Source organism: Streptomyces chumphonensis, from assembly GCF_014779715.1.
GTDB lineage: Bacteria > Actinomycetota > Actinomycetes > Streptomycetales > Streptomycetaceae > Streptomyces > Streptomyces chumphonensis.
In genome coordinates this window covers 155896-177771 of the sequence record NZ_JACXYU010000002.1, presented here as the reverse complement: position 1 = coordinate 177771, position 21876 = coordinate 155896, and the positions used below count along the sequence as shown (strand labels likewise).

The window sequence follows — 21876 nt, the reverse complement described above, 5'->3', positions numbered from 1 at the left end:
GAACCATGGGTTCCGGGCCACCCCCGCCGCCGTCTGTGCGTTCCGTCCCCGCGTCACCGGGCGGCGACGGCGTCGTCACCCGCCCTGATCCGCCGTCACCACGGTGCCGGGCCACGAGCCCCCGGTACCGAAGACGGCCTTCAGCACCGCGTGCGGCGCGCGCCCGTCCAGTACGTGCGCCGTGCGCACGCCCCCGCGGACGGCCCGCAGGCACCCTTCCATCTTGGGCCGCATCCCGCTCGACAGGGCGGGCAGCAACTGCTCCAACTCCCGCGCCGTCAGGCTCGGGACGACCTCGGAGCTGTGCGGCCAGCGTGCGTACAGCCCCTCGACGTCGGTGAGCATCACCAGCCGGTCGGCTCCCAGAGCCGAGGCCAGCGCGGAAGCGGCCAGGTCGGCGTTGACGTTGTACACCCGGCCGTCGGCTCCGCGCGCGAGGGGCGAGACCACCGGGACGCGGCCCTGGTCGAGCAGGGCCCGCACCGCACCGGTCCGCACCGCGACGACCTCGCCGACCAGCCCGAGGTCCACCGGTTTCCCGTCGATCACCGTCTCGCGCGGGACGGCGGTCATCGTGTGGGCGTCCTCGCCCGTCATGCCCACCGCCCACGGCCCGTGCCGGTTGAGGTCGCCGACCAGGTCCCGCTGGAGCCGACCCGCCAGCACCATCCGCGCCACGTCGAGGATCTCCGGGGTGGTCACGCGCAGCCCCGCCACGAAACGCACCTCCAGGCCCAGACGCGTGAGCAGGGCGTTGATCTGCGGGCCGCCACCGTGCACGACCACCGGGCGCAGGCCCGCGCGGGCCGACTCCACCACGTCCCGCGCCAGCCCGCGTCGCACCGCCTCGTCGGTCATGGCGCCGCCGCCCACCTTGATGACGGCGATCCGGCCTCCGACGTCCCTCCGCCGGGCGGGTTCCCGGGCGGGAGGGCGCGCGGGCCCGGCCGCCGGAACCGCCGCCGTGCTCGTGTCGCTCATCGTCCGGCGCGGTGGGCCGCCAGCGCGAGCGACTCCAGCAGCGGGGCGGTCCGGGACCAGCCCAGGCAGGCGTCGGTGACGCTGAGATCCGGACGGAGCGGTTCCGCCGTCAGGTCCTGCCGGCCGTCGGACAGGTAGGACTCGATCATGACCCCGGCCAGCACACGGTCGCCGCCGGCGATCTGCCCGGCGAGGTCGGCGACCACGGCCGGCTGGCGGTTGTGGTCCTTGCCGCTGTTGCCGTGTGACGCGTCGACGACCAGCCGCGCGGGCAGGCCCGCCGCCGTGAGGGCGTCCCGGGCCCCCGCGACGGACCACCGGTCGTAGTTGGGCACGGGGCCGCCCCGCAGCACCAGGTGGGCGTCGGGGTTCCCGGTGCTGCGCAACGCGGTGACGCGCCCGTCGGGGGAGGTGGCGGTGAGGACGTGCGGGTGCGCGGCGGCCCGCACCGCCGCGATGGCCGTGTCCAGTCCGCCCGAGACGCAGTTCTTCATCCCGACGGGCATGGGGAGCCACGAGGCCAGGTGGCGGTGCGGCTGACTGGCGACCGTCCGCGCGCCGACGGCGCCCCACGCGACCGTGTCGGACACGTGCGGGGCGAGGGCGGGGTCCACGAACTCGTACGCCAGGGGCAGGCCCGTGGCGGCGGCCTCGGTCAGGAAGGACCGGCCCAGGCGCAGGCCGGCGGCCAGATCACCCTTGTCGTCGAGCGTGGGCGCCGCGAGCAGGCCGGTCCAGCCCGTGACGGTGCGCGGCTTCTCCAGATAGGCGCGGAGCACGACGACCAGGTCGTCGGCCAGGCGCTCGGCGGCGGTCGCGAGGAGGCCCGCGTACTCCAGCGCGGCGGCGGGGTCGTGGACGGAGCAGGGCCCCACGACCACCAGGAGGCGCCGGTCGCGGCCCGCGAGGACGGCGGCGATCGTCTCCCGGTGACGGGCGACGGCCTCGGCCGTCGTCGGCGCCAGCGGATGGAGGGCGGCCAGTTCGGCCGGGGTGGGCAGGGGACGCATCACGGCTTCCTAGCGGGAGTGCGGGGCAGTCTGGTGGCCCCGGCGGCGGCGACCAGGCAGAAGCCGAGCACCCACCAGAAGGTGTCGGCGTAGGCCTGGGAGAGGTCAGTGCCCCGGGCGGTCAGCCGCTCCTGGAGAACCACGGCGAGGACCGCCGTGCCGACCGAGCCGCCGACGGTGTTGAGCAGGTTGAGCGCTCCGGACGCCCGGGGCAGATGTGCGGGCTCGATCCGGCTGTAGACGATGTTCATCACGGGTGCGCCGATCATCGCCATGCCCACGCCCCGGACCGCGAGGGCCGAGGCGATCACCGCGTCCGATGGCGCGTGGCCGAGCTGGGTGAACGGCACCGTGCCGAGCAGGATCAGGGCGATCCCGCCGACCACGAGCGTCCGCGGGGCGACCTTGTCGATGGTGCGGCCCACCAGGACCGACCCCGCCAGCGCGCCCACCCCCTGCGGGGCGAGCAGCAGCCCGGCACCCCAGGCCGAAAGCTCCCGGCCGGTCTGGAAGTACAGCGGCAGCAGGAACATCGTCCCGAAGACCGAGGCGCCCAGGACGAGCAGCGCGAGCGCGGCCGCGCCGAAGGGCGGCCGGGTGAACAGCCGGGGATCGATCAGCGGCGTGCGGCGCGTCCGCAACCCGTGCACGAGGAAGCCCGCCAGCATCGCCAGCCCCGCCGACACCCCGATCACCGCCGGGAGGTGGCGGCCGTGCGCCACCTCCGTGAGCCCGAGCACCAGCACGGCGAGGCCGGGGGAGAGGAGCAGGGCGCCCCGCAGGTCGAACGCCGTCCGCCCGGGCGAGGGCGCCACCACCGGCACGTGGCGCCGGGCGAGCAGGATCGCCAGCACCCCGACCGGCACGTTGACCAGGAACAGCCACGGCCAGGGCGCCACCTGGAGGATCGAGCCGCCGGCCAGCGGGCCGAGGACCGGGGACAGCAGGGGGACGACCGCGACGACGCTGATCACCCGGCCGGTGCGGCCGGGCCCGGCCACGCGGGCGAGCAGCGCCTGCCCGGTGGGCGGCAGCAGCCCGCCGCCCAGGCCCTGGAGCACCCGGAACGCGATGAGGCTCGGCAGCGACCAGGCCAGCGCGCACAGCACCGACCCGAGGACGAAGACCCCGACGGCGAGGAGCCACGTCCGCCGGCCGCCGAACCGGTCGGCGAGCCAGCCCGAGGCGGGCACCGCGGCGACGACGGCCAGCAGGTAGGCGGTGGTGACCCACTGGACCCCGGCGACCCCGGCGTCGAAGTCGTCGGCCAGCGTCTCGATGCCGACGCTGACGATGGTGGCGTCCACCGACGCCATGAAGGTGCCCAGCACCAGGATGAACGCCACCCGCAGCAGCCGGGCGTCGACCCGCTCGGCCGGTGGCGCGGCCGGGGCGGTCATCGCCGCTCCAGCAGGGCGCGCACGTCGGTGTCGAGGTGGCCGTCGAGGGCGCGCAGCACGGCGAGCAGCTCCTCGGCGAGCCCGTCGACGTCCACCCCGGCCCGGTGGGCGAGGACACCGGTCCAGCCGTCACCGTCGGGCATCACGGTCAGGGTCACCGGGTGGTGGGTGGCCTCGCGGAACCGGGTGCCGACGACCGTGAGCCCCGGAGCGGGCTCACGCAGCCGGTCCGGGTCGACGGGGTAGTTCTCGAACACGACCAGGCTGTCGAAGAGCCGCTGCCGTCCCGTCAGCCGTTCCAGGTCGGTCAGGGCGACGTGGTGGTGCTCGACCAGGGCCCGCTGCCGGGCCTGGAGCGCGGCGAGGGTCTCGGCGAGCGTGCCCGAGAGCCGGGCCCGCACGGGCACGGTGTTGGCCAGCAGCCCGATGATCTCCTCGACGCCCGCCACCTCCGGGGGACGGCAGGCGACCATGGCGCCGAAACAGACGTCCCGGCGGCCCGAGCGCCGCGCGAGCAGCACCGCCCACGCGCCCTGCACGAGCGTGTTGGGGGTCAGCCCGCGCTGAGCGGCGAGCCGGGTGAGCCCCGCCACCAGCGCGGCGTCGAAGGTGAGGAGCGTCGGCTCCTGCCAGGCGGGGCCCGGTTCCCCCCGGCTCAGGTGGTCGCCCTCGGGCAGCCCCTCCAGTTCGGCGGCCCAGGCACCGAGGTCGGGCTCGTGCGTGGCGCGCCAGTCCAGGTAGGCGTCGAACGGGACGGGGCCGGGCAGTCGCGGCGGCTCGCCGTCGACCCGCGCCGTGTACAGCGCGAACAGCTCGGTGAGCATGCGCGGGGCCGACCACCCGTCGGAGAGCACGTGATGGCTGGTCATGACCAGATCCGCGCGCTCCGGCCCGTGGTGCAGCACGGTCAGGCGCAGCAGGGGGCCTTCGGCGAGGTCGAACGGCTCCGCCAGGTCGGCCGCCAGCACCTCCTCCACCGGTCCCTCGGACTCCCGGCAGTCCGGCCGCGGGGAGACGGGCAGGACCGCCAGGGCGGCGGGGAACACGGCTCCCAGGTTCGGGTGGCGGGCCAGCAGGTCGGCCCCCGCCGCGTGCAGGGCCGCGACGTCGAGGGGACCGGCGAGCGAGAACACCGACTGCACGGTGTACGGGTCGGGCCGCTCGGTGCGCGAGTGCCGCAGCATCACCTCCTGCAGGGGCGTGAGCGGTCGCACACCCGCGATCGGCCGGTCGCCGTCCAGCGCGCTGATCTCGGGGGCGGCGGCGGTGTCCAGCAGCGCGGCCCGCAGGCGCGCGCCCAGCTCCTCGATCTCGTCGGGCGTGAACAGCGCGGAGGGCCAGGTGATCCGGACCCCGAGCGCGTCGTCGCGCACCAGGGCGTTGACCATCAGGCTGTGCGGCAGCGGCATCTCCTCCGAGCCGCCCGAGCCGAGCGGGTCGGCGTCCGGGGGCGGGGTCCACGGCGTCTCCTCGGTCGGGACGCCGGGGAAGCGGCCGAGGTAGTTCCAGGCCACCTCCGGCGTGACCGGATCCACCAGCCCCGCCGTGGTGAGGACGCCGTGGCCCAGGCCGTCCCCCTGCGCGCGCAACCGCTCCCGCACGGCCGGGACGTCGTCGTCCGCGTCCAGCAGGACGGGGTGGACGGCGGTGAACCAGCCGACGGTCTGGGAGAGGTCGACCTGCGGCGGACGGCCGTGACCCTCCAGCGCGACCAGCAGCCGCCGCGCCCCGCGCCAGGCCCGGACGGCCTTCGCCAGCGCGGTGAGGAGCACGGCGTCCGGCGTTGTGCGGTGCGCCGTGGGCAGGGTCGTGACCAGGGCGCGGGTCGTCGCGGTGTCGAGCCGGATCTCGTGGTGGGCGGCCGTGGCCACGGTGTCCCGGGCCGGGTCGAGCCGGCGGGCGAGGACCGGGCCGGTGGTCATCCGCCGCCAGTGCGGCAGCTCCGCGCGCCGGTCGGCCTCCCGCAGCGAGCGGGCCCAGCCGAGGAACGACTGCCCGTGCCGGGCCAGGGGGGCGCCGCCGTGGGCGTGTTCGACGTCGTCCAGCAGGACGCGCCAGGACACGGCGTCGACGACCAAGTGGTGCGCGAGCAGCACGAGCCGTCCCGGACGGGTCGCCCCCGCGTCCACCCACAGCGCGCGCAGCAGCGGACCGGTGCGCGGATCCATGGACGCGCGGGCCCGGGCCGTCCACGCGTCGGTCACCGCCCGCAGGTCGCCGGTGGCCGCGACGCGGGTCAGCACCTCGGCCCCCGTGACGCCACCCACCGGCGGGATCCGCAGCGCGTCGTCCACCAGCCGGGCCCGCAGGGCGTCGTGCCGGGCGAGGACCGCGTCCAGTACGGAGCGCCAGGTCGCCTCGTCGCCGCCCGCGGGCACGCAGACCTCCACCCACTGGCAGAAGCCGTCGGCGGCCGCGCCGGCGCGGCGCAGCAGGTCCCGCATGACCGGCGTCAGCGGGGCGTCCCCGACGGCGGGGCCGTCGGCGGTCTCCAGGGGGCGGGCCCGCGCCGCGATCCCGGCGACCGTCCCGCCCTCGAACACGTCGCGGGCGGACAGCCCGAGCCCGCGGCGCCGGGCGCGGGAGACCACCTGCAGGGAGACGATGCTGTCCCCGCCGAGGGCGAAGAAGTCGTCGTCCGGGCCGACGGCCTCGCCGCCCAGCACCTCGCGCAGGATCTCCAGCAGCACGGCCTCGGCCGCCGTGGCGGGCTCGCGCCGCTCGGCGGCCGAGGTCCGCGGGGCGGGCAGGGCGGCGGCGTCGAGCTTGCCGCTGGGGCTCAGCGGCAGCCGGTCGATCGTCACGAACGCCGTGGGGACCATGTGGTCCGGCAGCTCCGCCGCGAGATGGTCGCGCAGCCGCCCGGCGTCCGGGGCCGCGCCGTCGGCCGGGATGACGTAGCCGACGAGCCGGCCCTCCCGCACGACCACGGCGCACGCGCGGACCTCGGGGTGGCGGGTGAGCGTGGACTCGATCTCGCCCAGCTCGACGCGGAAGCCGCGGATCTTGACCTGGTGGTCGGCGCGGCCGAGGAAGACCAGCTGCCCGTCCGGCCGCCACCGCACGAGGTCACCCGTGCGGTACATCCGCTCGCCCGGGGGACCGAAGGGGTCGGCCACGAAGGCCGCGGCGGTCAGGCCGGGCCGGCCGACGTAGCCGCGGGCCAGGCTCGGCCCGGCGAGGTACAGCTCGCCCGTCACCCCGGTGCCGACCGGCTGCAGACCGCCGTCCAGGACGTAGGCGCGGAGGTTCGGGTCGGGTCGGCCGATCGGCAGCGGGCCGGGGTCGTCCGGATCGTAGCGCCAGGTCACGGAGTTGATCGTGACCTCGGTGGGTCCGTAGGCGTTGAACAGCGCCCGGCGGCCCCTACCCCAGCGCCGCGCCAGCTCCGGGTCGAGGCGCTCGGCGCCGACGACGAACAACACCTCCGGGTCCACCGTGCGGTCGTCGGGCATCGCCGCCAGGAACGAGGGCAGCAGGTTCACCCCCGTCACGCGGTGCTCGGCGATGTAGTCGAGCAGTTCGTCGCCGGGGACGCGGACCTCCTCCGGGGCGATCACCGACGTCCCGCCGGAGAGCAGCGGCACCATCGTCTGCCAGAACGCCACGTCGAAGCCGGTCGAGGCGAAGTGCAGGTACCGGTCGTGCTCGGTGATCCCGACGACCTCCTCCTGGAGGGCGACGAGGTCGGGCACGCCGCGGTGCGTCACCCCGACGCCCTTGGGCCGCCCGGTCGTGCCGGAGGTGTAGATCACGTAGGCCAGCGCGTCCTCCGTCAGGCCGGCGCGCGCCTGCGCCGGATCGGTGTCCGGAACCGACGCGAGCGCCGCCGGGTCGTCCAGCCGCAGCACGGGGACGTCCCGGCCGGGGGGCGGCTCCGCCCCGCTCGTCACGGCGGCGGCGGGGGCGATGTCGTCGAACATGAACGCCAGCCGCTCACGCGGGTGGTCCGGGTCCATCGGCACGTAGACGGCACCCGCCTTGGCCACGGCGAACAGCGCCACCGTCATCTCGACGTCGCGCCCGAGCAGGACCGCGACCGGGTCCTGGGGCCGTACGCCGAGCCCGATCAGGGCGTGCGCGAGCCGGTTGGCCCGCCGGTCCAGCTCGGCGTAGCCGAGGCTGCGGTCGCGGCAGACCAGGGCCTCGGCCTCGGGCTTGCGGCGCACCCACCGGGCGAACGTCTCCAGCCACGGCCCGCGGTGCTTCGCGGGCACGGCTCCGGCGCCGGTGCGCAGCATCCGCTCCCGCTCCTCGGCGTCGAGCACGGGCAGCCCGAGAGCCGGCCGGGCCGCATCGTCGACGATCTCCCGCAGCAGGTGGTGCAGCCAGCGGCCGTAGTCGCGCACGGTCGCCTCGGAGAAGGCGCCCGGCTGGTGACCGAGACCGATGGTGATCTCGTCGTCGGGCAGCACGATGACGGTCAGCGCGTAGTGCGTGGCGTCGGTGATGTCCACCCCGGCGAGGTCGAGTCCGGGGGCGACGGGCGTGCGCCCGCGGCCGGAGAGCGGGAAGTTCTCCACGACCAGCATCGTGTCGAACAGCTCGCCGACCCCGACGGCCCGCTGGATCTCGGGAAGCCCGAGGTGGTGGTGGTCGGCCAGCGCCACGCTCCGGGCGTGCACCTGGGCCAGCAGGTCCGTGACGTCCTGGTCCTGGGTGTGCCGCACCCGGACCGGGATCGTGGTGCCCAACTGGCCGATCATCGACCCGACGCCGTCGACCTCGGCGGGCCGTCCGGAGACCGGGCAGCCGAAGACGACGTCGCGGCGCCCGGTGAGCCTGCCGAGCAGCAGGCCCCAGGCCGTCTGGAACACCGTGGAGAGGGTGACGCCCCGGGCGCGGGCGAAGGCCCGCAGCCGGTCGCTGAACTCCCGGCCCAGCTCCACGCGGACCCGGCCCGGACGTTCCACCCGGGGCCCGGTGCGCGCGGGGGCCAGCAGCGTCGCGTCGTCCACGCCGGCCAGCGCGTCCTGCCACGCGGCCAGCGACGCCCCGCGGTCCCGCGCCGCGAGCCACCGGAAGTACTCCGACAGCGGTGGTGCGACGGGCGCCGGGGGACCGCCGCCCAGCTCCGCGTAGAGCGCCAGCAGGGTCCGTCCGACGAGCGGCATCGACCAGCCGTCCAGCAGGGCGTGGTGATTGGTGATCACCAGCTTGTGCTCGGCCGGACCGGTCCGGGACAGCAGGAAGCGGATCAGCGGGGGCCGGGCCGGGTCGAAGGGACGCTCCAGCTCGGCGCGGGCGGCCTCGGCGAACCGGTCGTCCCGTCGCCACTCCAGAGAAACGTCGGCGGGCACCACCTGCACGACACCGTCCCCGGCGGGGGCCAGGTACACCCGCAGCGCGGGGTGCCGGCGCAGCAGTTCGCGGGCCGCCTCGGCCAGCCGCTCCGGTTCCAGTTCACCGACGAGCGTCGTCACGGCCTGCACGACGTAGACGTCCGCGTCGTGGTCCTCGCGGAGCAGGGTGTGGAAGGACAGCCCGACCTGCAGCGGCGTGGCGGGCAGGACGTCGGCCACGGGCCCGGTGCGTTCGAGGGCGTCGAGCGTGGGCTGGTCGAGCTCCACCAGCGGCAGGTCCGAGGGCGTCAGCCCGCCGGGCGCGTGCGCGGCGTGGTCGGCGAGGGCCGCCAGCGCCGCCGTCCAGGCGCGTTGCAGCGCGGCGACGGAGTCGGGGCCGAACACCGCGCTCGCGGCCGTCCATTCCACGGCGAGCCGGGGTGCCCCGTCCTCATGGACGAAGCAGTTGAGGGCCAGCACCTGTTCCAGGGCCTTGGCCTCGGGTTCGACGACCGAGAACGGGTCGCGTTCCGGCAGCCGCCACCCCGTGCCGCTCGGCGCCGCGAACCGGCCCAGGTAGTTGAGCAGCACGTCCGGCGGCGGGACGGCCCCGAGTTCGGCGGCGCCCCGCGGGTCCAGGTGCCGCAGCACGCCGTACCCGACGCCCGCGCCGGGCACGCCGCGCTTGGCCTCCTTGGCCGCGCGCAGCACCGTGCGCACGTCTCCGGACGCCGGTACGCGGACCGGGTACTCGCTGGTGAACCAGCCGACCGTGCGCGCCAGGTCCAGGTGTTCGCGTCCGTGGCCCTCCATCGTGACGGTGACCGCCTCGGCGCCGGCGCCCCACTCCCGCAGGGCGAGCACGAGCGCCGCCAGCAGCACCTCGTCGACACCGGCCCGGTAGGCCGCGGGCAGCGTGGTCAGCACCGCCTCGGTGACGTCGGGGCCGGCCACGGTGACCGACCGGTGGGCGGTGGCCACCGTGTCCCGCGCCGGGTCCAGCGGCCGGTCGCCCAACCGGGTGGCGCGGGCCAGCGCTTCCCGCCAGTGGCCCAGTTCGTCCCGCCGCGCACCGGAGGCGCCCTGCTCGGCGAGCAGCAGCGCATGGCGTCGCCAGGACGAACCGGTCGGCTCCGGCACGCCCCCCGTGCAGGCCGTGTGCAGATCGGGCAGCAGGACACGCCAGGACACGCCGTCCATGGCGAGGTGGTGCACCACGAGGACCAGGCGGTCCGGTTCCCCCGCACCGGTGCGGACCAGGGCCGTGCGCACCAGATCGCCCGAGCGCGGGTCGAGCTCCTCCGCCAGCCGCCGGGCCAGCGCGGCGACGGAGCCGTCGTCCCCGTCGCTCAGGCGGACGACGGCCGGCACGGTCCCGCTCGGCAGGACGTCCAACCCGTCGTCACCGACCCGCAGCCGCAGCGCGTCGTGCCGGTCGAGCACGACTTGGACCCCCGACTCCAGCTCCGCGAGGGTCAGTTCACCGACGCGCAGCGCGGTCCACTGGGCGTACCCGGCGACGGCGTCCACGTCGGGGTGCGGATCGAGCAGGGCCCGCACGATCGGCGGCGCGGGCACCGGCCCGGTGGGCTCGTCGGCCGGCTCCGCGTCGTCCTTCAGCCACTCGGCGGAGGCGGCCAGGGCGGCGAAGCCGCGCCGGGCGAGCAGATCGCGGGGCCGCAGCCCGAGCCCCACCGCGCGCAGCCTGCCGCTGACGGTGATCGCGGTGATGCTGTCTCCGCCGAGCGCGAAGAAGTCGTCGTCGACATCGACGTGTTCGACCTCGAAGACCTCCGCCAGGACGGCGCACAGCAGCCGTTCCCGCTCGGTGCCCGGCGCACGGCCGCCGCCGGAGAGCGTCGGCGCGGGCAGCGCGGCACGGTCCAGCTTGCCGTTGGGCGTCAGCGGCAGCGCGTCCAGCGGCACCACCACGGCCGGCACCAGGGGCTCGGGCAGCCGCCCGGCCAGGTGGGCGCGCACGTCCTCCGCGGTGACGGCGTCGCCCACGACGTACCCGACCAGCCGCGCCGACCGCAGGACGGCGGCCGCCGCGCGCACCCCCGGCACCGCCGCGAGCGCCGCCTCGACCTCGCCGAGCTCGACCCGGTGACCGCGCACCTTGACCTGCCCGTCCGCGCGTCCCAGGTAGCGCAGGCCCCGCCCGGGCACCCAGGCGGCCAGATCGCCCGTTCGGTACATCCGCGCGCCGGGCGCGCCGAACGGGTCGGCGACGAACCGCTCGGCCGTCGCACCCGGCCTGCCCAGGTAGCCCCGGGCCAGGTGCGGCCCCGCCAGGTACAGCTCGCCCGCGGCCCCGTGCGGCACCGGCTGCAGCGCGGAGTCCAGGACGTGGACGCGGGTGCCCGCCAGCGGGTGGCCGATCGTCGGCTCCGGGCCGGCGACGCGCGCGGTGGTGCTGTCCACGGTCGCCTCGGTCGGCCCGTACAGGTTGCGGGCCGCGACGCCCGACGCGGCGACTCGGCTCCACAGCGCGGGCGGTGTGGCTTCGCCGCCCAGCACCAGCAGCGTCGGACGCAGCTCCAGCAACCCGCCGTCCACCAGCGGTCCGGCCAGCGACGGCGTGGTGTCCACGACGTCGATGCCGTCGCGGGCGAAGGCGGCGAGCAGCTCCCGGGGGTCGCGGGCGGTCTCCGCGTCGTAGACGTGCAGTTCGTGCCCGCACAGCAGCCACATCAGGTGGTCCAGCGCGGAGTCGAAGGCGAACGAGTAGGTGTGCGCGGCCCGCAGCCGTCGGCCCGCCGCCCGCTCGGCCTCCGCCACGACGGTGGACCGCTGGTGGTGCAGCAGCGCCGCGAGGCCGCCGGCCCGTCCGAGCACGCCCTTGGGGCGTCCGGTCGAGCCGGAGGTGTGGATCACGTAGGCGAGGTCCTCCGGGTGTCGCGGCGCGGCCAGCTCGTCGGCGCCCAGCGGTGTACCGGGGCGTCCGGCCGCTTCGGCGAGCAGCGCCTCCCACGCCAGCCCGTCCACCGTCCCGTCGGTCAGCACGAGGGCGGGGCGGGCGTCCGTGAGGAGTCCGCGCAGCCGCTGCGGCGGGTGGGCGACGTCGAGCGGCAGGAAGGCGGCCCCGGCGTCCAGCACGGCGAGCAGGGCGACGACGAGGTCGGCCGAGCGCGGCAGCGCCAGGGCCACCACGTCGTCCGGTCCGACGCCACGGGCCCGCAGCGCCCGTGCCACCCGGTGCACCCGGTCCGCGAGTTCGTCGGTGCTGAGCCGGTCGTCCCCGCAGACGAGCGCGGTGCGTCCGGGGGCTGCGGCGACCATGGCGTCGAAGGCGGTGGGCACGTCCACCGGGGTGCCGGGCAGGGCGGGCGTCGACCGGTCGGCCAGCAGCCCGGCCACGTCCCCGGCGAGGGCGACCCGGCCCACGGTCCGGCCGTCGAGCAGTCCGCCCAGCAGGGCCCGCAGTCCGTCCAGTCGGGCGTCGACGGCGTCCTGGTCGCCGCTTCGGGCGTCGACCTCGAAGCCGAGCAGCAGTCCGCCGTCGCGCGTCGGCAGCACGCTCAGGCCCATGTCCTCCGGCGGCCCGCCGGCGACGTTGCGCAGCACGCCGCGTGCTCCCGCGAAGTCGAGCGCCAGGTCGAACGCCTTGAGGTTGATCCCGCGCCCGTGCAGCAGGGCACCCGCCCCGGGCACCCCGAGATCGCGCGGCAGGTCCTCGCCCCGGTAGCGCTGGTGGTCGCGCATCTCCCGCATCGCGGCGGCGACCCGCCGGCTCAGCTCACCCAGCCCGTCCCCGCCGTGCACCCGCACCCGCAGCGGCAGCACGTTGACGGCCATGGCGGGGGTGCGCAGCTCCACCGAGCCCGTGCGGCACATCAGCGGCAGCGCGAACACCACGTCGGTCCGCCCCAGCACGCGGTGCAGGAAGGCGGCGTAGCAGGCGATCAGCGCCTCGCCCCAGGTGACGCCCTCCCGGTCGGCGACGGCGCGCAGGCGGGCCGTCTCCTCGGGCGTGACGGCCGCGCGGGCCGTCAGCGTGCGTCCCGGCGGGCCGGCGGCGGACTCGTCGTCGCCCAGGTCGGGCAGCGGGGTGAAGCGCTCGACCCAGTAAGCCCGGTCCCGCGCGGCCCGGTCGCCGTCCCGGTAGGCCCGGTCGGCGGCGACCAGTTCGGCGAAGCCGCCGAACGTCGACGGCGGCACCTCGGTCCCGCGCACCGCGGCCGTGTAGCGGGCGGCGGTGCGGCGGGCGAGCATCGCGGCGGTGTAGCCGTCGAAGACCAGGTGGTGGCCGAGCTGCGTGTACCACACCTCGTGGTCGGACAGCCGGATCACCGTGCGCGCGTACAGCGGCCGGTCCGTCATGCCCCGGCAGATCTCGGCGGCGCGTTCCCGTTCGGCGTCGACGAGCGCGTGGGCGGCCGCCACCGGGTCGGCCGCGTCACCGACGTCGACCACCTCCGGGGCCGCGACCGGCTCGTCGCTGACCGTCTGACGCGGCCCGGACGCGGTGGCGTGGACCCGCAGCCGCAGGGACTCCGCCTCCTCGGTCGTCGCCCGGACCGCCTCGACGAGCGCGGCCAGGTCGACCGGCCCGCCGCCGGATATCTCCACCACGTCGCCGACCAGGTAGTACGGCGAGTCCGGTTCCAGCCGCTGGGCGTTCCAGATGCCCAACTGGGCGCCGGTCAGGGGCAGCGGTCCCGCTGCGGACCCACGTGCGCTGCTCAACTCATGCTCCTTGAAGTGTGGGGACGACCATCGGGGTGCCGGTCACCGGGTCGGGGACGATGACGCTCGGGAGGTCGAACACGTCCTTGATCAGGCCCGCGTCGACGACGTCGGCGGGGACCCCCTCGGCGACCACCCGGCCGTCCTTCATCGCGACCAGGTGGTCGGCGAACCGGCAGGCCTGGTTGATGTCGTGCAGCACGGCGATCACCGTGCGGCCCTCGTCCCGCAGCCGGGTCAGCAGGGCCAGCAGTTGGTACTGGTGGGTGATGTCCAGGAAGGACGTCGGCTCGTCGAGCAGCAGGTAGGGCGTCTGCTGGGCCAGCACCATCGCCATCCACACCCGCTGGCGCTGACCGCCCGACAACTCGTGGACGAGCCGGTCCGCCAGGTCGGCGACGCCGGCGGAGGCCATCGCCGAGGTGACGGCCTCCTCGTCGCGGGGGGACCAGGCGGCCACCAGCGACTGGTGCGGGAAGCGTCCCCGGCCGACCAGTTGCCGGACCCGGATGTCCTCGGGGGCCAGCGGGTCCTGCGGCAGGAAGCCGAGCTCCCTGGCCAAGGCCTTGTGCGGGTAGCCCGCGACCTCGCGGCCGTCGAGCTCCACCCGTCCCTCGGCGGGCCGCAGCAGCCGGACGAACGCGCGCAGCAACGTCGACTTCCCGCAGGCGTTGGGTCCCACGACGGCGGTGAACGCGCGGTCGGGCACATCGAGGCCGAGCCGGGTGGAGACCACCCGGTCGCCGTAGCGCAGGGTGATGTCCCGCGCGGTCAGGCGAGCGGTCACGCGCGCCCCACCTCCTTGGTCAGCAGCCAGATCAGGTAGCAGCCGCCGATCGCGGTGCTCACCACACCGACCGGCAGCGCGGCGGGCGCCAGCAGCATCTGCGCGAGCAGATCGGCGCCCTGGAGCAACACGGCCCCGGTCAGCGCGGCGGGCAGCAGCGGCACACCGGCCGCGCCCGCGAGGCGGCGGCCGATCTGCGGAGCGGCCAGGGCGATGAACGCGATCGGCCCGGCCACCGCCGTCACCGTGGCCGTGCAGCCGACGCCGACGAGCACCATCAGCAGCCGCAGCCGGCCCAGCCCGACCCCGGTGGTCACCGCGATCGCGTCGCCCAGCGCGGCCTGCTGCACGGCGTGCGCGCGGCAGGCCATCAGGGCCAGCAGGACCGCGATCACCGAGAACGGGATCCGCAGGTCCGCCCAGCCGACACCGTTGAGCGAGCCCGCGCTCCAGCCGACGGCCGCGATGGCCACCTCCAGCTCCGCCCGCAGCACGATCCACGAGTTGATCGCGGTGACCATCGCGTTGACGGCGATGCCGATCACCACCAGCCGCAGGCCGGAGAAGCCCCGGTCGAAGGAGAGCAGGTAGATCACGGCCGAGACGAGCAGGCCGCCGACGACCGACCCGGTCGCCAGCTGCCCGGAGGTGCCCGAGAGCACGGTGATCGCGAACAGCGCGCCGGTGTAGGCACCGGCGTCCAGGCCGATCACGTCCGGGCTGCCCATCGGGTTGCGGGTGAGGTTCTGGAAGACGGCCCCGGCGACGCCGAGCGCGGCGCCGAAGACCACTCCGGCCAGCACCCGCGGCAGCCGCCACTCCGAGATCACCACCGAGCGCTCCGTGCCCGTCAGCGCGGCCAGCACCTCGCCCGGACCAGACCACGTCGCGCCGTAGCACAGACCGAGCAGCCCCAGCCCCGCGGCCAGCGCGAGCAGGCTCGCGGTGAGCCAGACCGTGCGGCGCTCGGTCCGTATGCCGAAGACGTTCACAGCGACCCCGCCCCGTACCGGCGAACGGCCCAGATCAGCATCGGACCGCCGAGGAACGCGGTCACGATGGCCACCGGCACCTCGCCGGTGGGCAGCAGCACCCGGGACCCGATGTCGGCGAGCAGCAGCAGCACGGGCCCCAGCACCATCGTGTAGAGGATCAGCCACGGCACCGAGCCGCCCGCCGGCCTGCGGGCCAGGTGCGGCACGATCAGGCCGACGAACAGGATCGGTCCGGCGATCGCGGTCGCCGCCCCGGTCAGCACGGTGATGAGCACCAGCGTGACGGCGCGCACCCGGGCCACGCCCGCGCCCAGGGTGTGCGCCACGGTCTCGCCGAGCGCGAGGGCGTTGAGCGCCCGGCTCAGCAGCAGCGCCCCGAGCAGTGCCAGCCCGATCGCCGTCAACGGCAGGGCCAGCGGCGCCTGCTCCCGGGCCGCCAGCGAGCCGACGGACCAGAACCGGTAGGCGTCGAACACGTCGGGCAGCACCAGCCGCAGTCCCAGACCGACGCCGCTGAGCACGGCGGTCAGGGCGACACCGGTCAGCACCAGGCGCAACGGCGAGCGCCGGCCGACGGCGGCGACGAGCAGGGCCGCCGCCACCGAGCCGAGGACCGCGAAGGCCAACTCGCCCGCCTGGCCGACGGCCAGGCCGAGGGCCGAGCCGACGGTGATGGCGAAACCCGCGCCCGCGGTGACCCCGAGGATGCCCGGCTCGGCCAGGGGGTTGCGGGCCAGTGTCTGGATCAGCGCACCGGCCACGGCCAGGGCGGCGCCCACCGCGACGGCCAGGAGCGCGCGGGGGGCCCGCACGTCCCGCACGATGACGTGGTCGTCGGTGCCCTGGAAGTCCAGGAGCGCCCGCACGACCTCGGTGGGCGCGACCGCACGGGCGCCGACGCCGATGCTGAGCACCGCGACGACCGCGAGCAGCACCAGTCCGCCGACGAGGAGCCCCGCCTGCGGGGCGCCCCGTCCGGTCCGCTCCGCCCCGGGCGCGTGGCCGGCGGCCGTCACCGGTCCAGCAGCGGCGCGAACGCCTCGTCGATCGCGTCCAGGGTCTGGATCCCCTGCCCGTGGGTCGCGGCCTCGGTGTAGCGGATCGGGAACGTCTTCCCGGCCTTCACGGCGGGCAGGTTGTCCCACAGCGGCGAGTCCATGACGTACCGCACCGCCTCCGGGACGCTGCCGTCGGCCTGGACCGAGTAGGTGATGACGTCGGCCTCACCGAGCGACTCCGGGAGCTCCTCGATGGAGGGGTACTCGCTCACCGAACGCGAGCCGGGCCCGGGCTCCTTGACCTCTCCGTAGTACGTCGCGCCGATGTCCTCGGCGATGTTCGTCCCCCACGAACCGCTGAACTCGCGCTGGAAGGTGCCCTTGGCGACCTCCCCGTACGCCCCGACGTGGCCGAACTCCAGCCCGCCGAGCACGTCCTCGTACCGGGCGGCGACCTCGGCGGCCCTGTCCTCGTACTCCTTCTGCCGGGCGTCGAACTCCTCCAGCGCTCCGGCGGCGTCGGCCTGGTCGCGCGACAGGTCGCGCCACGCGGAGGGCACCGTCGGGCCGATCGCCACGACCGGGGCGATGGACTCCAGCCGCTCGACGTCGATGTCGCCGAGCACCGGGGCGGGGACGCCGATGACGATCAGGTCGGGCTCGGCCTCGGCGACGGCCTCGTAGTTCGTCTCCGCCGCCTGCTCACCGGCCACCTTGGGCAGGGAGGTGTAGGTCGCCAGGTCCTCGTCGCTCATCATCGGCTCGCCGCGCTGCCACGAGGAGATCCCCACCAGCGGCGCGTCGGCCTCGATCAGTGCGGGCACGGCGTAGCCGGTGGCCACGACGCGCTGCGGGTCGGCCGGGATCGTGATCTTCCCGTTGTCGGCGGTGAACACCCTGGTCTTCGCCGAGCCGGACGCCTCGTCACCGTCGTCGGAGGAGGAGGCGCCGCACCCGGTCAGGGCGAGGGCCAGGGCCACGGCTCCGACGAGGCCGGCGGATCTGCGTATCGACATGGTGGAACTCCTGGAGGTGAAAGCTGATCAAGCAGGTTCGGTTGACGCACGCCTGGGGACAGGCGCTCTGTGCGTGGGGGGTGCGTGGGGCGTGGGGTCGGGGGGACGCGGCGGGTCGGCCGCGCCCGGGGGAGAGGGGGACGTCGAAGGGGCGTCAGTGGTCGTCGTCGAAGTCGGCGACGCCGCGCTTCCAGTAGCCGGTGATGTCGTGGTCGTCCTCGGCCGGCCGCAGCGTGTCGCGGACCCAGCGGCGCAGCGGTTTGAGCTGACCCGCCTCGCCCGCGGCCCACACGAACAGCCGCTCGCCCTCGGGGACGGGCACCGAGGTCACGGCACGCGCCAACGCGTCGCCGGTGCCCGCCGGGCGCTCCCCCCGGTGCAGCCAGCGCACCTCGAAGCCCACCGGCGCCGACAGGGGGACCTCCTCCGACGCGTCGGCGACCTCGACGAAGGCCCAGCCCCGCGCGTCCTTCGGCAGCTCCTCCAGTCGGCGGGCGATGGCGGGCAGCGCCGTGAGGTCGCCCGCCAGGAGGTAGCGGTCGTAGGCGTGCGGCACGATCAGCCCGCCGGGCGGCCCGGCGACGTGCACCACGGCCCCCGGCCGGACGGCACACGCCCAGTCCCACACGAGCCCGCCGTCGTGCCGCGCGACGTCGATGTCGAGTTCGCCCGCCACCGGGTCGAAGCGGCGCACCGTGTACTCCCGCGTGGTGGGCGACGGGCGCGGCCAGCGCAGTACCGCCCCGTGCGGTTCGGGCAGCCGCAGCGAGCCGTCGGCCTCCGGGAAGACCAGCTTCACGTGCTCGTCGGGCGCGTGGGCCTCGAACCCCGCGACGCCGGGGCCGCCCAACGTCACCCGCACGAGGCCCGCCCCGACGGCGCCGGTGCGGACGACCTCCGTCTCCCGGACGCGGATCGGGTAGCCGACCTTCTCGGGTGTGCGGCCCTCCCGCACCTCGGCGATGCGCTCCAGGTGCCGGTGGCGGTGGTCGACCCGCGTCACGCGGTCCCTCCCGTCACGAGCCCGGTCCAGTGCGCCAGGACGGGCCGCTCGGCCAGGTCGGGGAACTCCAGCGTCGTCGCTCCCGCCGCGCGCCAGCGCTCGACGAGCGTCATCATCCGCACCGAGTCCAGGCCGCGGTCGAACAGGTTCTCCTCGGGGGACAGGTCGGCCGGGGCACAACCCAGCAGCTCCGCGACGTCGGCGCGGACCCGCTCGGGCGACAGGGACGTGTTCATCGGGTTGCTCCTGCGGGGGTCGGGGCGCCCAGCGCGCTCAGCGTGTCGGCGGTGGTGGTCACGACGCCGCAGCGCTGCGCGACGTAGACGCAGGTCTGGTCGTGGTGGGCACGGGAGAAGTCGGCCACCGCGTCGGCCACCAGGAACGGCTGCACGTCGCGCATGAACGCCTCGACGGCGGTGGCCTGGCAGCCGATGTGCGCGTACACGCCGGTGATCAGCAGCTGGTCACGGCCCAGCGCGGCGAGCCGCTCGGCGAGCGGGCTGCGCTGGAAGGCGCTGTAACGCCACTTCACCAGCACGGTGTCGGACGCGGCCGGGGCGAGGGCGGGCACGATCTCGGCGGCCTGCGGGTCGGAGTCGATCACCGTGCCGATCCCCTCGCCCCAGAACTCGGTCAGCAGCCCCCGCTCCTTCGGGTCCTGCCGGCCCGGCTGCGCGGTGTAGAACACCGGCACCCCCGCCCGTCGCGCGTGCTCCGCGAGGCGTCCGATGTTCCCGGTCACCTCCGGCACCGGTGCGCCGGCGTACGGCCTCAGGAAGTAGCGCTGCATGTCGTGGACCAGCAGGGCGGCGCGCGACGGATCGGGCCGCCACCGGACGCGCCCGGTGGGCAGTTCGCCCTCCGTGGGCAGCGGGTACTGCCGGATCTCGGGCAGGGACACACTCATCACTCCTCCCGCGCGAGCGCGGCCAGGGCCACTCTCAGCTCGCGCTTGCTGGTCTTGCCGACGCCGGTCACCGGGAACCGCTCCACGACGCGCACGAGGTCCGGCACCTTGAAGGCGGCCACCCCCCGCGTCCGGACGAACGTGCGCAGCTCCGGGCCGGTGAGGGACGCCTCGGCGGTGGGGACGACGTAGGCGCAGGTCCGCTCCCCCAGGTAGGGGTCGGGGACGGCCACGACGGCCGCGTCGAGCACGCCCGGGTGGGCCATCAGGTGGTTCTCGACCTCCTCGGCGGCGACCTTCTCGCCGCCCCGGTTGATCTGCTCCTTGGCCCGCCCGACGACCTCCAGGTGGCCGGAGGGCGTTCGGCGCACCAGGTCGCCCGTGCGGTAGAAGCCGTCCGGGGTGAAGGCGGCGGCGTTGTGCTCCTCGGCCCGGAAGTAGCCGCGGATCGTGTACGGGCCGCGCGTGAGCAGCGCTCCCGTCCGCCCGGGCGCCACCTCCGCGCCGGTGTCCGGGTCGACGACGCGGATCTCGTCGTCGGGGGAGAGCGGGCGCCCCTGCGTGCCGAGCACGGTCTCCTCGCCGTCGTCCGGCCGGGTGTAGCACACCAGGCCCTCCGCCATCCCGAACACCTGCTGAAGCCGGCAGCCGAGCGCCGGACCGATCCGTTCCGCCAGCTCGCGGCCGCACTTGGCGCCGCCGACCAGCAGCACCTCCAGGGAGGATAGGTCGCGCTCGGTGCGGGCGGCCGCCTGCACCCACGCGGCGGCCAGCGGCGGGACCACCCCGGTGATCGTGACGCGTTCCTCCTCGATGAGCCGGAAGGCGGTGTCCGCGTCCGGCCGGGGGGCCATGACCGTCGTCGCCCCGGCGTGCAGGGCACCGAGCACCCCCGGCGAGCTCAACGGGTAGTTGTGCGCCACCGGGAGGGCCGCCAGGTAGACGCTGTCCGGACGCAGTGCGCAGATCCGGGCGCTCTCGCGCACGCTGTAGAGGTAGTCGTCATGGGTACGCGGGATCAGCTTCGGCAGCCCGGTGCTCCCCCCGGAGAGCTGCAGGAACGCCACTCCCTCCGGGTCGGGGTCGGGCAGCTCGCGCGGAGCCGTGGCCGCCAGGTCGGTGAACTCGGCGGAGCCGACCACCAGCACCTGCCGTACGGAGTCCACCTCGGCCGCGACGGCACGGGCGGTGGCGGCGTGGTCGTGCCGCTCGTGTACGCCGACGGTGAGGACGGCGGCCGCCCCGCTGTGCGCGGCGAAGTGCCGCAGCTCGCTGTGCCGGTGCGCGGGCAGGGCGAACACCGGCAGCACGCCCGCCCGCCACAGGCCGAACACGACCGGCAGGAACTCGGGGATGTTGGGCAGTTGGAGGACGACGCGCTCACCGGGCGCGAGGCCGGCCTCCACCAGGCCCGCCGCGATCCGGTGGGCGCGTGCGTCGAGTTCGGTGAAGCTCCAGCGCCGCCCTCCGCCGACGACGGCGGTGCGCTCGGCGTACCGGTGGGCCAGCGACGTCAGCGCCGCCCCGAAGCTCTGCCCGCGCCAGTGGCCCGCCGCCCGGTAGCGCGCGGCGACGTCCGGCGGCCACGGTATGTGATCGTGGTTCCCGCTCACGCGGCCTCCTCCACCTCAAGGGCACGCAGCAGCGTCCCGAACTTCGCCGCGGTCTCCGCCAGTTCCGCCGCCGGGTCGGAGCCCTCGACGATGCCGGCGCCGGCGAACAGCCGGACCGTCCGGGCGCACACCTCGGCGCTGCGGATGGTCACCGCCCACTCGCCGTCGCCGTGGAGGCCGGTCCAGCCGACCATTCCGGCGTAGTAGCCGCGGTCCTCCGGCTCCAGCGCCGCGATGGCCGCCAGCGCCCCGGCCTGTGGCACCCCGCACACGGCCGGGGTCGGGTGCAGCGCCTCGGCCAGCCCGAGCGCCGAGCAGGCGGGGTCGCCGGGGTCGGCCAACCGCCCGGTGATGCGGGTGGACAGGTGCCACATGGTGGGCGTGCCGATCACCTCGGGCCGGTCCGGCACCTCCAGGTCGACACAGAACCGGCCCAGCACCTCGGCCACCTGAGCGGCCGTGTGGGCGTGTTCGCCGAGGTCCTTGGCCGACGCGCGCAACCGCGCGATCCGCTCCCGGTCGACCGCCTCGTCGCCGGAGCGCGGCGCGGACCCCGCGAGCGGGTTGGCCACCACGGTCGTCCCCCGACGGGAGACCAGCAGCTCCGGGCTGGCCCCGACCAGGGCGCGCGGGGCGGGGTCGCCGGGAGCCGTGACGTCGACGGCGAAGGCGTAGGCGGCCGGATCCGCCCGCACCAGCCGGGCCAGCAGCGCGGGGACCCACACCGGCGCGTCGGAGGTCAGCTCCAGGCACCGTGCCAGGACGACCTTGCGCAGGTCACCGTCGCCGATCAGGCGCAGCGCGCGGCGCACGGCGTCGGCGTACCGCGCGGGTTCGGGGCGCGGGACGGCCGTCCACACCGCTCCGGACCCCGCGCCGGGGGCGGAGACCTCCGACGCGGCGTCCGCGCGCCGCACCACGGAGGGCACCACCAGCGAGGACGGCGCGTCCGGCCGGAACCCGACCGCTCCGGCGACCACCGGGTCCGGCAGCCCCGCCGCCCTGGCCGCGGCCAGCGCCTCGGCCGCGGCCAGGGCCTTCGACCCGTCACCGGGCCGGACGTGGGCGTGCACGCCGTCGGCGAGCAGCACCCCTCGTGCCGAGGAGAAGAAGAACGAGCCGGGCAGGTAGGCAGCCAGCAGGTCGGCCGCCTGGTGCACGGGTCTGGGCCGCACCAGCGCGGATATGGACACGT

At 75.8% G+C, this 21876-nt stretch carries 13 protein-coding genes; all 13 read right to left on the bottom strand.

Translation table 11 applies throughout. The annotated features are described in order from the left end of the window. Positions 1-75 precede the first annotated feature (75 nt). The 13 genes from argB to IF129_RS05975 all read right to left on the bottom strand — a co-directional run bounded on the left by argB (position 76) and on the right by IF129_RS05975 (position 21874). On the bottom strand, positions 76-981 hold the full coding sequence (argB, locus tag IF129_RS06035; protein ID WP_191208431.1) for an acetylglutamate kinase: 906 nt from the start codon (positions 979-981) through the stop codon (positions 76-78). Continuing rightward, positions 978-1991 (bottom strand): 3-deoxy-7-phosphoheptulonate synthase, encoded by a 1014-nt coding sequence (locus tag IF129_RS06030; protein ID WP_191208430.1) that lies wholly within the window; start codon positions 1989-1991, stop codon positions 978-980. The genes argB and IF129_RS06030 overlap by 4 nt, the downstream gene beginning before the upstream one ends. Next, on the bottom strand, positions 1991-3391 hold the full coding sequence (locus tag IF129_RS06025) for an MDR family MFS transporter (protein ID WP_191208429.1): 1401 nt from the start codon (positions 3389-3391) through the stop codon (positions 1991-1993). The genes IF129_RS06030 and IF129_RS06025 overlap by 1 nt, the downstream gene beginning before the upstream one ends. Beyond that, positions 3388-13362 (bottom strand): non-ribosomal peptide synthetase, encoded by a 9975-nt coding sequence (locus tag IF129_RS06020; protein ID WP_191208428.1) that lies wholly within the window; start codon positions 13360-13362, stop codon positions 3388-3390. Before IF129_RS06020 ends, IF129_RS06025 begins: the two co-directional genes overlap by 4 nt. Before the next feature lies 1 nt (position 13363). Next, on the bottom strand, positions 13364-14149 hold the full coding sequence (locus IF129_RS06015; protein WP_191208427.1) for an ABC transporter ATP-binding protein: 786 nt from the start codon (positions 14147-14149) through the stop codon (positions 13364-13366). After that, positions 14146-15141 carry a FecCD family ABC transporter permease gene (locus tag IF129_RS06010; protein WP_191208426.1) on the bottom strand — a complete coding sequence of 332 codons (996 nt, stop codon included), beginning with the start codon at positions 15139-15141 and terminating at the stop codon, positions 14146-14148. Before IF129_RS06010 ends, IF129_RS06015 begins: the two co-directional genes overlap by 4 nt. After that, positions 15138-16160: a FecCD family ABC transporter permease gene (locus tag IF129_RS06005; protein WP_191208425.1), complete on the bottom strand. Its 1023-nt coding sequence runs from the start codon at positions 16158-16160 to the stop codon at positions 15138-15140. The genes IF129_RS06010 and IF129_RS06005 overlap by 4 nt, the downstream gene beginning before the upstream one ends. Next, positions 16157-17158: an ABC transporter substrate-binding protein gene (locus tag IF129_RS06000; protein WP_191208424.1), complete on the bottom strand. Its 1002-nt coding sequence runs from the start codon at positions 17156-17158 to the stop codon at positions 16157-16159. The genes IF129_RS06005 and IF129_RS06000 overlap by 4 nt, the downstream gene beginning before the upstream one ends. Before the next feature lie 154 nt (positions 17159-17312). After that, entirely contained in the window at positions 17313-18161 is an 849-nt protein-coding gene (locus IF129_RS05995; protein WP_191208423.1) for a siderophore-interacting protein, read from the bottom strand. Further along, on the bottom strand, positions 18158-18397 hold the full coding sequence (locus IF129_RS05990) for a phosphopantetheine-binding protein (RefSeq protein ID WP_191208422.1): 240 nt from the start codon (positions 18395-18397) through the stop codon (positions 18158-18160). Before IF129_RS05990 ends, IF129_RS05995 begins: the two co-directional genes overlap by 4 nt. After that, positions 18394-19062: an isochorismatase family protein gene (locus IF129_RS05985; protein WP_381480735.1), complete on the bottom strand. Its 669-nt coding sequence runs from the start codon at positions 19060-19062 to the stop codon at positions 18394-18396. The genes IF129_RS05990 and IF129_RS05985 overlap by 4 nt, the downstream gene beginning before the upstream one ends. A gap of 5 nt (positions 19063-19067) precedes the next feature. Continuing rightward, entirely contained in the window at positions 19068-20681 is a 1614-nt protein-coding gene (locus IF129_RS05980; protein ID WP_191208420.1) for a (2,3-dihydroxybenzoyl)adenylate synthase, read from the bottom strand. After that, positions 20678-21874, bottom strand: a complete 1197-nt coding sequence (locus IF129_RS05975) for an isochorismate synthase (RefSeq protein WP_191208419.1) — start codon at positions 21872-21874, stop codon at positions 20678-20680. The genes IF129_RS05980 and IF129_RS05975 overlap by 4 nt, the downstream gene beginning before the upstream one ends. Positions 21875-21876 lie beyond the last annotated feature (2 nt).